Below are 16,138 nucleotides of genomic sequence, written 5' to 3' on the forward strand. Positions count from 1 at the left end.
TTTGTACTCACCGTAGGTGCTGGCTATTCTAGTGGTCTGCCAAGGCAATTTTACTGCGTTAATAGCAACAAGAAAAATCTCTTTCTCCCCCTGCTTGCCTTTAAGTGGCAACCCACTGCAACTCCAACCATAGGTGTGGGTTGTTCTGTTTGATGTTCGACATCGGATCGCGCAACAATCGCTTGGCATTCATGCAGACTACCTGGATTAGACCCATGTTGCCTGCTACTTCTCTGAGTATTTCTTTTTGAGCTTGCACACAGGAAATCATTTCGTCAGAGCAATAAATTCCTATATATTGCAAACGTCTGGCAGGTCGTCCCCAAAAACAGGTGATGACTTTCACATAACACCCATCCAGCAATTCCCCAACTTGCGGGTAGTAATGGTTGACGACTCTTGTGAATTCTTTGGCTAAGATATCTTCAGCAATCATTGGAACTGATATTTCTGTAGCGTCCATCACGCTATTTAATATAACATAAATTTGTCAGTTAAATATGACAGAATAGCCTAATAGACTTAAATAAAATATTAAATATTCCACAAAAAAAGAGGTGTGCCTTATTTGGTATCACCTCAGATTTGCGTAAAGCATCTTTATTTTGAATGAAATATCAAAGTATTGTTTTGAATACTCCTAGCCTTAGCGAATAGAATAGAGCCTCCGGCACGCTGACGCGAACGTAGCTATACAGACAAAACTTCAAATTTCTAGGGTCCGCGCCGGCGAACGAGAGTTTGTGTAGCCGCAATTTCTAATCGTCAGGTATATTTGCACTCATTGAGATGCTCCCAAATACTATGATATTAAAAATTATGAATTCAAATAGAATGCATTTAACTAGCACACCTCAACATTGAATTCTAACTTTTGAATTTTTAATTGTTATTATCGAGCATTGCGTTCACAAACTAAGACCTCTGCTACGATATCCGGCACATTTATAAAGTCCGTAAATCCTTCATAACCACCGATTGGTGAAACAAATGTATAATTTGGGTCACACACTCCATTGTCATATACTTGAATAAACCACCTATCTGGAAATCCATCTACACCTAGTTCCACAGTGTACCAAGTCTCGCCAATCAGACGAGAGTTAAAAATTGTAAACCACCCTCTGTTCTCTTCTGAAATATTCCAATCTGCCATCAGCAGTTCTAAAGCTATTTGTCCCGCATCCGTTGAAGTCAACAGCATTTTTACTCCTTATTTGCAGCTTCAGGATTTGCAACTTCAGTATTGGGAACTTCCGGGTATAAACCTAATTCTTTAGCTAGCTCACGCGCCACAAAAAATAAAAATTGGGCACCATCTTGATTGCCTTCATGGGCAAACATAGTTGCTACTTGTAACATTGTTTGTACTAGACCAGAATCAATCAATTCTGGCTGAGATTCCAAAATTTCTGGTTCTTGACCATTAGGGCATTTAAGTAACTCATCAATCAGATTAAAATACAGCTGTTCGCGTTGTTCTGTCATGATATTCTTGTTGATTTGAGTGAGTTAATTGTGAGTTGATTACTGTTCGATACTTTGCTGCCACAGTCTTTCCAACATTTCAACTTGTTCTCTTAAAACAGCCGCACGATGAACAAGATATCTGTCATAAAAGAGAATCCCCAACCCAACACAAATAGGGGTTAACAAGAAGAACCATTGCAAGATAGTAGCAAATTTATATTGTTCAGCAACAGTCAGCATTTGATGAACCACATTACGGTCAGAGGATTGGATGCTAGTCTGAGAGGAATGTGTACCCTCTTTCTGGGGAGCCAAGGCGGGAGCATCTATATTAGTTTTGTTGACTTCGTAGCCTAAATTCTGGGATTTTACTAACTCCAGATGTCGCTCCCAAACTATGCCAAATATTACTAGTCCTGGAGAAAGCACTACTAAGGTAACTACGCAAACTGTGAGAACATTTAAAAGTTTGGTTTTCATCTTGGCTCTCCCTTGCTAGGTAGTATGCACCCAGTAAGAAAATATCTTTTGCTGTTTATCTAAAGTAGCTATATATTTCTACCTCTCAAACAGTTTTGATATTAAAATATGTCTAAACGGTAATTTGCACAATCATTAGTTGTCAGTTGTTTTTCTAATTACCACTGATTACTGACGACTGAAAAGTTACCAAACTTTTCACAAAATTTAGGATTAATCAGTCAGAAATAACGCACTCAGATTCAAGGAATCTGGTTTCATTCCTACTCTCAAAAGAGAGATTAAGAAGTCCCCCCTAGTTCACTAAGCTTTCGCTCAGGAATGTTGGGGGGTAGAGGGGAATCTCTGCGTAAATCCTATACGATTTATATCAGCCGCTCTCCACAAAACAGTTTAGCTCAGCCCCGTTAAGATTATTAAATTCATTAGAATAGTACTCAAAGCCTGTAATTCCTACCTGATAAGTCTTACAAAAATTCATTGGGGTATGGGTGCTAGTGTTTATAGGACAGGGTTCTAGTATTTCCGAGCTGGGGTTCTGGTATTTCTGCACTCAACCTAAAAGCAATCTAGGCAATGATTAAAGACTGTTTTTGATGCAATTTTGGGCAGACAAAACTTGCACTCAAAAGAAAATATCAATGTCTCTTGATCAAGATAGACTAATAAATTAGGAAAAGCAATTAAATTTTTTGAAACTAAATTATATTTCCATAACAAATAGAAGATATTGATAATAATATTAAAAATTATGCATATATACAGAATTATCTAAATTCAATCTCAGCCCAAGAGGCAATAGTTAGCAATTACAAGTGGTAAAATAGAACTATGGCAAGCTAGACCTCTGCTGAAGTGAGAATAAATGGGGACATCTGATAAAAGTTCTTCCTAAACTTTCATATTTTGTGGTTTAGTTAGAATACATCGTATATGCACTCATTGAGACTAAACTACAAATTAAATACACAAAAGCTTATTGTTATAAGTAAATACTTTGTACTAAGATTTGGGATTTTAGGAGTTAAATAATGCGGATTGCTCAAGATGTAACAGAACTGATCGGACGAACTCCTTTAGTTCAACTGAACAAGATTCCCCAAGCTGAGGGAGTAGTAGCAAGGATAGTTGTCAAATTAGAAGGTATGAACCCGGCGGCTTCGGTGAAAGACCGTATTGGCTTAAGTATGGTACTCTCAGCAGAAGCAGCTGGCTCAATTTCCCCTGGAAAGACCATTTTAGTTGAGCCTACTTCCGGTAATACAGGAATTGCTCTAGCGATGGTAGCAGCAGCCCGTGGCTACCGTTTGATTTTGACAATGCCAGAGACAATGAGCCAAGAACGACGGGCTATGCTTAGAGCTTATGGTGCGTCTTTAGAGTTGACACCAGGCCCTGAGGGAATGCGGGGAGCAATTCGCAAAGCTGAAGAAATTGTAGCTAATACTCCCAATGCTTTCATGCTGCAACAGTTCTGCAACCCTGCTAATCCCAAAGTTCATCAGGAAACCACCGCAGAAGAAATTTGGGCTGATACAGACGGGGAAGTGGATATTGTGATTGCTGGGGTAGGTACTGGTGGGACGATTACTGGGATTGCAGAAGTACTCAAACAGCGCAAGCCGACTTTTAAAGCGATCGCAGTTGAACCCAGCAACAGCCCAGTCCTCTCTGGTGGTGAAGCCGGGCCACATAAAATTCAAGGTATTGGCGCCGGATTTATCCCCGATGTTCTGCGTCTGGAATTGGTTGATGAAGTAATTAGAGTCAGCGATGAACAAGCGATCGCCTATGGACGCCGTTTAGCAAAAGAAGAAGGCTTATTATCTGGGATATCCTCTGGTGCAGCTTTGTGTGCTGCAATTCAAGTAGGTAAACGCCCAGAAAATGCCGGACGTTTAATCGTAATGATTCAGCCTTCCTTTGGTGAACGTTACCTCAGCACACCAATGTTTCAAGATTTGTCCTTAGAAACTGCTGGCGTGCGGTAAAGAGTGGAATTTCAGCCTCTAGACACCAACAGCAAGGTTCTTAGGGACTTCCTGGCGAAGTGGAATGCGGATTTGAAACTCCACTCCCTCGCCGGGTTCTGAGGTACAAGAAAGTGAACCACTATGTTTTTCAGTGACAATTTGGTAGCTAATTGATAAGCCCATACCTGTTCCTTTGCCCACAGGTTTTGTGGTGAAGAAAGGATCGAATAAGCGTTGCCGAATAGACTCTGGTATACTTAGACCATTGTCTGCAATCCGAATTTCGATTTGATCAGCATCAATTTGTTCAGTGTAAATAGTAATGGTTGGAGTTGTTATTTGTTCTTGATTGTTCATTAATGACTCCTCCAAAGCATCGATCGCATTACTCAACACATTCATAAACACTTGATTTAGCTGCCCTGCATAGCATTCTACTTGGGGCAGGTTGCCGTAGTATTTAACAAGCTCAATACCGATACGATCTGACTTTGCTTTGAAGCGATGTTGCAGAATCATTAGGGTGCTGTCAATGCCATCATGAATATTAACAGCTTTAATCTCGGCTTCGTCCATGCGTGAGAAGTTTCGCAGGGAAGCAACAATTTGACGAATCCGATCTGCTCCAACCCGCATGGAGGAAAGTAGCTTCGGTAAGTCTTCTAGCAAGAATTCCAAATCAATTGCCAGAGCTTCTTCCTGAATCTCTGGATGGGGCGATGGGTAATGTTTCTGGTAAAGTTCCAGCAGTCTCAGCACCTCTTGGGTGTAGTTGTTGGCATGGGTCAGGTTGCCAAAGATAAAATTGACCGGATTGTTAATTTCGTGGGCAACGCCTGCCACCAATTGCCCTAAGCTTGACATTTTCTCGGTCTGCACAAGTTGAGCCTGAGTTTGTTGTAGTTTGTGCAGCGATTGTGCAAGTTCTTCAGCTTTTTCTCGCTCTCGTGTTTCGGATGCTTGGAAAGCTTGGTTTTTAGCTTCGAGTTCTTGTGATTTAGCTTCTATTTGTTGCGAGTAGGTTTGCAGATTGGTGTAGAGACGGGCGTTGTCGATCGCAATTGAAATTTGTGCTGTCAATAGACTCAGCACCTTCAGCCGTTCTGAGGTAAAAGCACCAGGAATGAGATTATTTTCCAGGCAAATAATCCCAGTAAATTTGCCAGAGTGAATCAGTGGTAGACACAAAATCGATTTGGATTGATAAGTGGTGATATAAACATCAGACGCAAAGCGGGAGTCTTTAACAGCATTGTCTAAAACTAAGTTCTCTCTAGTTCTTTCAACATAATTGAGTAAAGCAACTGGGAGCAAAGCTGAATCAATTTCATCTTTCGAGTTAACAATAGCAGTAGATACACTAACATCCTGACCGTCAACAATTCCGGCTGCTTCTAGCAGCCACTGATTATCGTGTTTGGCAATAAAGTAACCTTGTTGAGCGCCAGCATTTTCGATGACAATCTTCATGATTTTTTGGAGCAGGTGAGTTAGCACCATTTCTTCTGACAGTACTTGTGAAGCTTTCATCACTGTCATGAAATCGAGAATGTGAGCGCCTCCAGTAGTCGTAGAGCTTGTTTGAATAGTTTGTAGGTAGTTATTTTCGAGTTTTTCTGTATTTGATTGCACAATCAATTGCGGATAGCGTGCTTCTAAATGCTTGACTTTAGCAACAGCCCCCCAACGACTATAGGCGTAGTAGGCATTTGTCATGTATGTTTTAGCAATCGTTTCTTTACCCCATGACAGATAAAATTTGGCTGCGAGTTCATGAGCGATCGCTTCTTCATTGATGTATTCGTTTTCTTGAGCAAGTGCGATCGCCTGATCGTACATCTCGATCGCTGCGATTTTTTCGCCGAAAACTCGATGCCGTTCTGCCTTTACTAGATAGAATTTGTGTAAATAATTCATTGGGGCATGATCCGCCCATTTTTGCATTTTTTCTTGATTAGCTTGGACGCGATCGCGAATTTCCTGTTGCTCTGACTCTGGGCGATCGCTATACACCGCTAGCCGTACTAAAGAATCGTAAAAATCGAATAGAGGAACAAGGGGCAATCCTACCACTGCGTCCAAATACTTCTCTGCCATAGCGATATTCTCAATCGCTTCTGAGTAATTTTCAAACCAGTAATTAAGTAAAAATTTGTTCCAATATATATAGTAAAGTCCCGTTTTGTCGTTCGCTTGCTGGTGCAATGGCAACCTGATCTGCTCATCGCAGGCTTCACCCTTTAGAAGGCAGGGATTTTCACTCTTTCCGAGCATATTTAAGATAGCTTGCCAATAGATTTCTATATAATAAAGCGCTGTTTTTTGCTTCATTTTATTAATAACATCTCTGTAGGCTGCTATCTCTCTTTCAAGGAAAGTCAGTTCTTTGCCGGTAAAATAAGCGAAATAAGAGTACATTAGTAGATTAAAGGCAGCAAATTCTAAATCACCTGTGTCCATGCCGATAGAGTAAGCTGACACTAAAGGTTCTAAGGTTTCTCTGAGATGGTCTTTCCAATGTCGGATAAATATATTTACTGTGAGGAGTGTTTTAGCTTTGATTTCTTGACTATTTAACTTTGACAATAGAGTTAAAGCCAATTGACCGAACTCATAACCCGAATCAATATCTCCGACGATGCCACAAAGAAGAAGACCATAATTTGCATAACCAAAGGGAGATATGGAAGCATTGCCATATTCGACGGATAAATCTACTTGTTTGCATATCGTCAAGAGCAACAGTTCTGGGGCTGCAATATATGCAGGAGCAAACAGACTTGATAAAATTCTGATGGCTGCTAGTTTATAGCGATCGCTCATTTGAGGCAGATCAATTAAATCCTCAATTCGCAGGCCATTCAAAATGCCCGCAGTTTCCCCTAATGCTTTCCCAATATCTGACGATTTTGGCTCTTCGGGAAACTCTACCCCCAATAGCTTTAAAGCTTCTAGCCCCATATTAACGGCTTCTAGCAGCCTATTCTGGCTGATGTAAGCTTGCATCTGGACTTCATACACTTTAATTTTGTCCAGCAGCGTTTTAGCGCAGTTTTGGACTATCTCAACGAATCTCTGCATTCCTTCAAAATCACCGCTCAAAAAAGCTGTCTCTGCTGCTTCTGAGTGCAGTGCTAATGTCAGTTCATATTGATTGTCCCAACTATCAGATGCTAACAGTGCCAAACCAACTTGCAAATATTTGATCGCGGAATCGTGTGCTGTGGCTGTTTTAGCTCTCTGACCCGCAATGAGATTGAGTTCTGCAAGTTCAGATTTTTCTATTTGAGATGTTAATAAATCAGTCCCGTAATTGAGTTGATTAACTAAAGCAAATACATTTTCTTTGCGTTCTTCTGGTGTAGTATTTTGCAGCAGTAATTGACCAATTTTTAGATGCGTTGCTTTCTTCTGTTCATGGGGAATCAGAGAATAGGCCGCTTGCTGTACTCGGTCATGTAAAAACTTGTAATCAACCTTGATATCTGTTAAAGTAATTCCGCCAGATTCCTCCTGATTAAATACTAAAGGAATCTTGTAATCCTGATTTAACGGCAAAATTAATCCAGCTTGTAGCGCTGACCACAATTGCGCCGCAGTTATTAGAGAAGATGCTTGATTAACGATCGCCAATACATCCAGATTGAACGTGTTACCAATACAAGCAGCCAGTTTCAGGACTTTTTGCGTTTCTAATGACAGTTTACGAATATTTCTCGCTGTCAGTTCAACAACATTCAGGTCAGTAATGCCGATCGCTTGAATATGTTGGATATTCCATTGCCACACCCCAGACTCGAAGTTATATGTTAACAAGTCTTCTTGGTGTAGAGTTTTCAGCAGTTGCGTTAAGAAGAAGGGATTCCCACCGGTTTTGGAAAATAGTAATTCTGTTAGTGGCTGACTTTGTTCTATGTGATTCAACGTATCGCCAATTAACGCTTCCACATCCATTACCTGTAACGGTGCCAAGACGATGTTATCCACCACCGCACCAGAGGATTGAATCTTGGACAAACTCATCATCAGTGGATGGGTGGGCGACACTTCATTATCGCGGTATGCCCCAATTAATAATAAATATTTGCGTTGCCCTTGGCGAGCGTAGCTATTGCTATCCGTCATCAATAGCTCAATTAAGTTCAGCGATGCCGAATCTGCCCACTGTAAATCATCGAGAAACACAACTAAAGGATGGTCTTGGTTCGTGAATACTCCAATGAATTGGCCAAACACGCGATTGAAGCGATTTTGAGATTCTGTCGCTCCCAATTGTGTCACCGGTGGCTGAACACCAATAATTAGCTCGACTTCAGGAATCACATCAATAATGATTTGCCCGTTTTCCCCCAACGCGGTTAACACTTTCTCTTTCCACCCTTGGATTTGGGCAACGCTTTCGGTGAGTAATTGCTGAACCAAAGATTGGAACGCCTGAATCAAGGACGCATAGGGAATATTGCGTTTGAACTGGTCAAACTTTCCTGCAATGAAATAACCCCTTGCCCCTACAATCGGTTTATGAACTTCATTAACAACACTCGTTTTACCAATCCCTGAATAACCAGAAACCAGCATGAGTTCGCTGTTACCATCTGCCACACGCTCAAATGCAGCCATCAATGTTGCGACTTCTACTTCGCGTCCGTACAGCTTTTGCGGAATCAAAAAATGCCCTGATTTGTCCTGTCTTCCTGGTACAAAGTTTTCAATCTTGCCAGTCAGTTGAAGTTGAAACAGGCATTCCTCTAAATCCGCTTTCAGTCCCCAAGCACTTTGATACCGATCCTCTGCTGTTTTCGCCAATAACTTCAAAATAACTGCACTAATCGCCTCTGGGACATCTTCCAGAACGCGACACACGGTTTCTTGACAGGGTGCGGCTGGCATTTTGGCGATGTGACAGTGGATCAACTCCATCGGGTCAATAGCATCAAACGGCAGCGTACCCGTCAGCATTTCATACAAGGTGACACCCAAGGAATAAAAGTCGGTGCGGTAGTCGCACACCCGGTTCATTCTGCCTGTTTGCTCAGGCGACATATAGGCAAGAGTACCTTCAAGCAAATTAGGATTGCTCAAGGTAGGATTTTCTTGATCAAGGCGCGAGGAGATACTGAAGTCAATCAGTTTGACTTCAAAAGATTCGGGATTAATTAGAATATTGTGCGGCTTGATATCTTTATGTATAATTTTTTGGGCGTGCAGTTCTCCTAAAATATGTGCCAAATTAATCCCCACCTTGAGGAAAGTAATCAAGGTGGTTGTTTGAGTTGCAATCAGTTCTTTGAGCAAGCAACCCGGAATATCTTCCAAAACCAAAGCTAGACCATGCTGATAATTCTTTAACTCGTAGGCTTTAACAATGCCAGGAATTCGCAGCCGCTCAATGATTTGATATTCGTGTCGTAGTCGAGCAATGTCTTCTAGGGGTGGATGTTCGCACAGGAGAGTTTTGACAATGACGGAGGCGTTATCGGTTTCCCGGCGTCCACGATAAATGACGGTTTTACTACCGGAGTGAAGGGTTTCGAGGAGTTGATAACCGGATAAAGTGGCTGTCGTCATTGTTTTTTCTTGCAATGTAAGCATTCTTAATATGCCCATGCAAGGTTAGCTAGATAATATCTAGTACAAAAGTATACATAAGTTTACGATATATTACGAATACTAATTCACTACGAGGTTGTATTTTAATACATAAATTATCCAATCTTGTGGGGTGGGCATCTTGCCCACCCCACAAGAAGTAGTTGAGTATTTTTTATTTGCAAGTCCCCAAGTCGTGTACTAATGGTTACACTTGCCTTGCTTTTTGTGTTGTTGAGAACTGTTACCGTGATTACAGTCACCTTGCTGATTAGGCTGATTATGACTACGATCTTGACCGTGGGAGCAGTTTTGTAAATCTTGCTTCATCAGATTTTCGCTCATTTCTCGCAAGGATTCGTCAGCAGGTTTTAAGCCAATCCAAGCATCAATCTTTTCTGCATCGAATCCTACCTCGCGGCGGTCGCCTATTTCTAACAAAGGACGGCGAATTAACAGTGGCTCTCTCAACATCAACTGCAAAGCGGTTTCTGCATCAATTTTTTCAGGAACCACCTCACCAGATTTTACCTTGGGGGAGGAAGGATTAAACCATTCGGCTACGGGGCGATCGCCAAAAAATGAACGCAACCGCTCAACTGTCCAAGGTTCTGTTAGCAGGTTGTATGCTATCACCTCATGACCAGCAGCTGTTAGCAAAACTTTTTGCTTAGTACCACCTTGACAGCCTGGTTTGCTATAGAAAATTACTCTTGCCATTTAACTATCTCCTAATTACTCAATTGTTTGTAGTTGGCGCTAAAGCGCGAAGCACCAACTACGAGCCGACGAAATTAATCCTGACGATTCCTAATCAAAAATTCCTAGCCTGATGGGTAACTGAGTCAAATTCAAATCTCTCTTTTGGATCAGTTTCGCCGTAAATGTTAAAAGTCACAGTTGGTTCATCACCCACAGCTTCTACACTGTGAATTGCATCGGGAGTAAAGCTAATAATGTCTCCTGGAAATAGAGTTACTTCTCCCGTCGCTTCAATTTTGTCCTGAAAATCTGGGCTATGAGTGGGTCGCCAAAAAGTATTTTTTTCCTGACCTTTTAACACCGCCACTATTCCCCACGTCCCATGATTATGAATGTTTGATCGGGTTCCCGGTGCAAATGTTACTGTTTGCACTGTCAACGGAAAACCCAATTCGTCATATAGAAGTAAAACAGAAGTTCCCGTTTTGGGCGAAGGCTCTAAAGATTGACTTCGCACCCAGTAGGAATTTACAATCAAGCGCCTTACGAGCATCCGAAGTTCTGGTAGACGAGTGGCTTCATCGTCAACGCTATTGAGAACATCTTCCACCTCTGTTAAAAACCGATAAAAGCGGTAATTCTCTCTCAATAAATCCCATGCTCTTACAGATTTACAGGCTTGATACTGACCATCCCCCGTTAGCAGCCAATCCCGATCTTTCATAACTTTTAAATTGATAGCGGAGAAGATTGGATGATAATGATCGGGGAGACATTAGGAATATTGCCTACAGTAGCTTTAGTAGGTATGGTAATAGCAGGGAAGATAGAGTTACTATCAGTAGCCGCTCCCAATAGGGAATATGATCTAGTAGATAACCAATTGTTCATGATTGTTCACCAAAAGGGCATTGGACATTGGGCATTGGGCATTGGGCATTGGTTATTCTCCTTGTCCCCTTGTCTCCCCACTCTTTCGCACATCACCTTATAGAGAAGTGGATTGACTAATTAATCATCTTCTTCTGCTGGACGTGTCAAAATATCCAGGAGAATCCCGGCACCAAAATCATTCTTGTCGTTTATCTGTTTGACTCTGGTGCTGATTTCTTTTGCTTGCTCGATTGCTCCTAACTTTGCTAGTACTAATCCTGAAGCAGCATAAGCATTTAAGTACAATCGAATTTGTGGGTCTTCTTGGCGATTGACTAATATAGGCTTAAGTTGCTCCCAGTCATCAGGAAGTTTTTCTAGTTCTTTAATTTTATCTAATAATTTGACTGTTGTTTGTAGTGCAAGAGAATAATTATTTTTATAATAGAAAAATCTATATGCTGCTACCAAGACATCTGTATTTTCACAAGTTCGCTCTAAAGCTTGTTGAATATATTTTTCAGATTCTGATGTATTTTCCCAGGTTTGTGCAGCTAAGATTAATAGCTTTTTGATGTCCTCTGGAACCTGGAACCATGAGAATTTGTTTGCATCAAGTTGCATAATTAACTCCTAAATGGGGAGTAGGGAGTGGGGGGAGCAAGAATTTTATATTTTGGATTTTAGATTGAAATTTAATCCAAAATTTAAAATCCAAAATCCAAAATTGAATTGCCCCATGCCCAATTTAAAACAATGTGAGAACGTACACCAAGGTAAAGAGAACAATCCAAATAATGTCTACGAAGTGCCAGTAAATTTCTGCCATTTCGATGAAAGTATGATTTGTTGCAGAATATTCACCGGGACGACGCGATCGCCACAATACACGTAATATCAATAACAGTCCGATAAAAACGTGCAAACCGTGGAACCCAGTCATGATATAAAAGCAGTTGGCGAAGACGTTGGTAGTCAGTCCGTATCCTAATGTTGAGTACTCATAAACCTGACCACCTAAGAAAATTGCCCCCATGATTGCAGTAATTGCATACCACAGTTGCATTCCCTTAACGTTATTCTTTTTAATCGCCGTATCACCAAAGTGAATGACGAAACTACTAGACACCAAAATAATGGTGTTAATTGTTGGCACAAGTAGTTCTACTTCACTCCCTTCTGGAGGCCAAACTGCTGTAGTACCTCTAAAAAACAAATAAGTGGCAAAAAATCCTCCAAACATCAGGGATTCAGAAGCGAGGAAGGTTAACAGTCCCCAAACTCTTAAATCTGGATGTTCTTCATGTCCCGCACTGTGATCTTTGCTTGTCGTTGTAGCTATAGTCATATTGTTTACCCTCAAAGGTGAAGCGTCGGGCAATTCAATTCTTCACAGTCCTGATTTGCTTGTGGGATGGGTGTTTCACTTGTTTTAAATTAAGGCAAGATGCCCAACCCCACAAGAGTCAATACGCTTGGGTTAAGAAGAATAGTAGGTTGAGTTGAGCGTAAGCGTTACCCAACAAAGCCTTGATAATGTTGGGTTTCGTTCCTCAACCCAACCTACGCCAGTTTTAGTTTTTAGCCTTAACCCAAGCGTATTGCCACAAGAGTTATTTCTTAACTCAGTACATCTGTCTTAAATTAAGGCAGGATTTCATTAATTCGTAGCAAATTAAATTTGGCAATATCGGACAATGTGAATGCATCGGTCTGCATTGTGAATGCATCGGCTTGCATTGTGAATGCATCGGCTTGCATTGTGAATGCATCGGCTTGCATTGTGAATGCATCGGTCTGCATTGTGAATGCATCGGTCTGCATTGTGAATGCATCGGCTTACATTGTGAATGCATCGTTTTTATGCAAAGCCGTACTAAGCAGTAGCTTCCGGCGTTGCAGATGGCTGTAATTCAGTACTATGACCATGACCGTAGTCATAAGGTCCATGAGTGACAACTGGCAACACTTCCCAGTTTTCAATTGTAGGTGGTGAGCTAGTTGTCCATTCTAAGGTCAAAGCTTGCCAAGGATTATCACCTGCCAAAGGTCCTTTGAGCCAACTGTAGATCATGTTGATGGCGAAAGGAATTACCGATATCCCCAAAACAATTGAACCAAAGGTACAAATTTGATTGAGGTCGATAAATTGGGGGTCATACATTGCCACGCGTCGGGGCATTCCTTTCAAACCCAACTCGTGCATGGGTAAAAAGGTCAGATTCGTGCCGATGAAAGTGAGGGCAAAGTGAATGCGTCCCCAGGTTTCATTCAACATTCGTCCGGTCATTTTGGGGAACCAGTGATAAATACCAGCGTAGATGCCAAACACGGAACCGCCAAACAGAACGTAGTGGAAATGTCCTACTACATAATATGTGTCGTGAACGTGAACATCAAAGGGGGCTGTTCCCATCGTCACACCGCTTAAGCCGCCCATGACAAACATCGACAACAAGCCAATGGCAAAAAGCATCGCAGTGGTGAAGCGGATTTTACCACCCCAGAGGGTAGCAACCCAGGCAAAAATCTTCACGCCAGTGGGAACTGCAACGATGAGAGTGGAGATAGTGAAGAACATCCGCATCCAACCGGGTGTACCACTGGTAAACATGTGGTGTACCCAGACGAACAAACCCACAACGCAGATTGCTACACTGGAATAAGCGATCGCTTTATAACCAAAGATTGGCTTGCGGGAGTGAACTGGAATTACCTCCGACATGATGCCGAAGATGGGCAGAATCATTAAATATACTGCCGGGTGAGAATAAAACCAGAATAAGTGTTGATAAATTACAACGTTACCGCCTGCATCTGGTTTAAAGAAGGAGGTGCCAAAGTTGAGGTCAAACAACAGCAGAATTAAACCTGCTGCTAATACAGGTGTGGAGAAAAGTGCTAGCAGGGAGGTTGCCAAGATTGCCCAGCAAAACAAGGGCACTTGATCCCATTTCATGCTAGGAACCTTCATCATCAAAATGGTGATCACAAAGTTCAGCGAACCCAAAATTGAAGAAGTTCCTACCAAAACGATCGCCAGTATCCACATAGTTTGGGCGATTGGTGCTGTCACCAAGCTCAAAGGTGGATAAGCTGTCCAACCAGATTGCGAACCGCCAAAAATGAAACTACCTAATATCAGCGCACCTGCTGGTGGATTTAACCAAAAGGCGACTGCATTCAGCTTCGGGAAAGCCATATCCCTAGCACCGACCATTAATGGCACCAAATAGTTACCAAATCCCCCAATGGCGCTAGGGACAATCCACAGGAAGATCATGATCGTCCCGTGATTGGTCATGAAAGCGTTATACAGATTGGGGTCGAGTACGTCTGCGTCTGGTGTTGCTAATTCGACACGCAGAGCGATCGCCATCAGTCCACCGATCAGATAAAATATAAACGCTGTCACTAGGTATTGGATACCAATAACCTTGTGGTCAACATTAAATGTAAAATAGTCTTGCCATTTCCACGCCTTTGGATGCGAGGTGTGGCCAAGCACCAGAGTTTCCGGTTTATTTCCTTCTGGTGGAGTATTCTGGGGAAATTCTACCTGCGTCATATTTTTGTCCTACCCTACGGGAAGCTGCCTGTGGGCGTCTATGTCCTTTGTCATTTCTCATTTGTCGTTTATCATTTGTCCTTTATCATTTGTCAGTTATATAATGTCGCCCATAGTAAAAGCACCCCAGCTTTTGCTCCCCTCCTCGCTTGCGGGGAGGGGTTCCTCTTAATAATGGTTAATTTAGCCGACATAATATTATCAATGACCAATGACCAATGACTAATGACCAATGACTACTGAATTTAGAGTTGCTGCACTAATTCCCATATCATGGGTGTGGGGCGCGAGAAACTCTGATGTTGATAAGTCGGCTGGATTAATTGCAACAACTTGATTTAAGTTTTGCTGTTGAGCAATCTGGTTTTCTGTCCGCCAGCTATTATATTCTTCTGGTGTGTGGACAATTACCTGTGTCCGCATTGAACCGTGATAACCACCGCATAACTCAGCACAAACTACGGGATATGTACCTGGTTTGGTGGCGACAAATCGTAGTTCGGTAGGGATACCGGGAAGTGCATCTTGTTTCAGGCGGAAATTTGGCACCCAGAATGAGTGAATTACATCTTGTGCTGAAAGGTTGAGTTGCACATCAGCGCCGACGGGTATGTGCAATTCCCCAGAGGTAATGCCACTATCGGGGTAATTAAATATCCAGGCGTACTGAATCCCTTTGACATCAACAACTAAATCGGCTGGTTTGTCTAGGGTTTGAGGAGACGCGCCGATGCCAATTGTTGGAGCAATTCTTGGGGCAGTTGTTGCTTGGGAGGTATCGCTTAATGTCGCTGCCAGAGCGGTTCCCGGCATCTGAGCAACATGATCTGCTGAATGAGGATGACCCGCAGGATCAAAGCCTCCCATTCGGTTAAAAACATCTACACTGTAGATGCCCAAGAGGAGGACAATCACTGTTGGGATTGCTGTCCAAAAGACTTCTAAGGGCAAGTTACCTTCTATTGGCACGCCATCGGTATCGTCACCAGGACGGCGACGAAACTGAATCAAAAAAACTACAATGGTTCCTTCTACCACTAAGAAGAGTGCGATCGCAATGGTAAACATGACATTGAAAAAACCATCTACCAAAGGCGCTTGTAACGATGCTTGCACCGGCATTAGCGTGTGGTTTTGACCAATCCAAATGCTGATTGCTGTAACTACTATCCCAGCAACCAGAGTCCATAGTGAAACAGGAACTTGTTGCATACATGCTACCTGCTTTGTAAACCGTCTTTAAACGTGTGATTTTCTAGGAATTGGGCATTGGGCAATTCAATTTTGGATTTACGATAGCGGAGCGTTAGCGAGTATTCGAGCGTCGCGTCTTTTGGATTAAATTTCAATCTAAAATCCAAAATCTAAAATCTAAAATTCTCACTCCCCCATTCCCCACTCCCCATTCCCTTTTCACTTATTAACTTTCTAACGTGCAGCCATAAAAAATGGGGGAAACTTCCAGATTTTTTCCATATCTTTC

Annotated in this window: 14 protein-coding genes; 2 read left to right on the forward strand and 12 right to left on the reverse strand. The window is 42.0% G+C overall.

From position 1 onward, the window contains the following. Nucleotides 1-100 precede the first annotated feature (100 nt). The 4 genes from V7K31_RS07290 to V7K31_RS07305 form a co-directional block, all read right to left on the reverse strand. Complete coding sequence (locus V7K31_RS07290) at nucleotides 101-463, reverse strand: hypothetical protein (RefSeq protein WP_335093479.1); 363 nt, start codon at nucleotides 461-463, stop codon at nucleotides 101-103. A 429-nt stretch (nucleotides 464-892) separates the two neighbouring features. Next, entirely contained in the window at nucleotides 893-1,204 is a 312-nt protein-coding gene (locus V7K31_RS07295; protein WP_335093480.1) for a hypothetical protein, read from the reverse strand. Between the two features lie 2 nt (nucleotides 1,205-1,206). Next, entirely contained in the window at nucleotides 1,207-1,488 is a 282-nt protein-coding gene (locus V7K31_RS07300) for a hypothetical protein (RefSeq protein WP_334997181.1), read from the reverse strand. A 39-nt stretch (nucleotides 1,489-1,527) separates the two neighbouring features. Then, on the reverse strand, nucleotides 1,528-1,950 hold the full coding sequence (locus V7K31_RS07305) for a hypothetical protein (protein WP_335093482.1): 423 nt from the start codon (nucleotides 1,948-1,950) through the stop codon (nucleotides 1,528-1,530). A gap of 1,031 nt (nucleotides 1,951-2,981) precedes the next feature. Here V7K31_RS07305 and cysK point away from each other — a divergent pair. Next, nucleotides 2,982-3,941 (forward strand): cysteine synthase A, encoded by a 960-nt coding sequence (gene cysK, locus V7K31_RS07310; protein WP_335093483.1) that lies wholly within the window; start codon nucleotides 2,982-2,984, stop codon nucleotides 3,939-3,941. An 18-nt stretch (nucleotides 3,942-3,959) separates the two neighbouring features. Here cysK and V7K31_RS07315 read toward each other — a convergent pair whose 3' ends face one another. The 3 genes from V7K31_RS07315 to V7K31_RS07325 form a co-directional block, all read right to left on the reverse strand. Next, entirely contained in the window at nucleotides 3,960-9,491 is a 5,532-nt protein-coding gene (locus V7K31_RS07315; protein WP_335093484.1) for a trifunctional serine/threonine-protein kinase/ATP-binding protein/sensor histidine kinase, read from the reverse strand. Nucleotides 9,492-9,713: 222 nt separating this feature from the next. After that, a complete protein-coding gene (locus tag V7K31_RS07320; protein WP_335093485.1) occupies nucleotides 9,714-10,232 on the reverse strand; it encodes an ArsC/Spx/MgsR family protein in 519 nt (172 codons plus the stop codon). Nucleotides 10,233-10,326: 94 nt separating this feature from the next. Beyond that, nucleotides 10,327-10,938: a cupin gene (locus V7K31_RS07325; RefSeq protein ID WP_335093486.1), complete on the reverse strand. Its 612-nt coding sequence runs from the start codon at nucleotides 10,936-10,938 to the stop codon at nucleotides 10,327-10,329. 30 nt (nucleotides 10,939-10,968) lie between these two features. Here V7K31_RS07325 and V7K31_RS07330 point away from each other — a divergent pair, with 30 nt between their 5' ends. Further along, nucleotides 10,969-11,208, forward strand: coding sequence for a hypothetical protein (locus V7K31_RS07330; RefSeq protein WP_335093487.1), 240 nt, complete (start codon nucleotides 10,969-10,971; stop codon nucleotides 11,206-11,208). Between the two features lie 17 nt (nucleotides 11,209-11,225). Here the strand turns inward: V7K31_RS07330 and V7K31_RS07335 are convergent, their stop codons facing one another. From V7K31_RS07335 to V7K31_RS07355, 5 genes are all read right to left on the reverse strand, one after another. Beyond that, nucleotides 11,226-11,711 (reverse strand): hypothetical protein, encoded by a 486-nt coding sequence (locus V7K31_RS07335; RefSeq protein ID WP_335093488.1) that lies wholly within the window; start codon nucleotides 11,709-11,711, stop codon nucleotides 11,226-11,228. Nucleotides 11,712-11,835: 124 nt separating this feature from the next. Next, a complete protein-coding gene (locus tag V7K31_RS07340) occupies nucleotides 11,836-12,435 on the reverse strand; it encodes a cytochrome c oxidase subunit 3 (protein WP_335093489.1) in 600 nt (199 codons plus the stop codon). A 296-nt stretch (nucleotides 12,436-12,731) separates the two neighbouring features. Then, on the reverse strand, nucleotides 12,732-12,911 hold the full coding sequence (locus V7K31_RS07345) for a hypothetical protein (protein WP_335093490.1): 180 nt from the start codon (nucleotides 12,909-12,911) through the stop codon (nucleotides 12,732-12,734). Between the two features lie 52 nt (nucleotides 12,912-12,963). Continuing rightward, on the reverse strand, nucleotides 12,964-14,655 hold the full coding sequence (ctaD, locus tag V7K31_RS07350) for a cytochrome c oxidase subunit I (RefSeq protein ID WP_335093491.1): 1,692 nt from the start codon (nucleotides 14,653-14,655) through the stop codon (nucleotides 12,964-12,966). Between the two features lie 222 nt (nucleotides 14,656-14,877). Next, nucleotides 14,878-15,867 carry a cytochrome c oxidase subunit II gene (locus V7K31_RS07355; RefSeq protein ID WP_335093492.1) on the reverse strand — a complete coding sequence of 330 codons (990 nt, stop codon included), beginning with the start codon at nucleotides 15,865-15,867 and terminating at the stop codon, nucleotides 14,878-14,880. Nucleotides 15,868-16,138 lie beyond the last annotated feature (271 nt).

The organism is Nostoc sp., from assembly GCF_036917675.1.
Lineage (GTDB): Bacteria > Cyanobacteriota > Cyanobacteriia > Cyanobacteriales > Nostocaceae > Nostoc.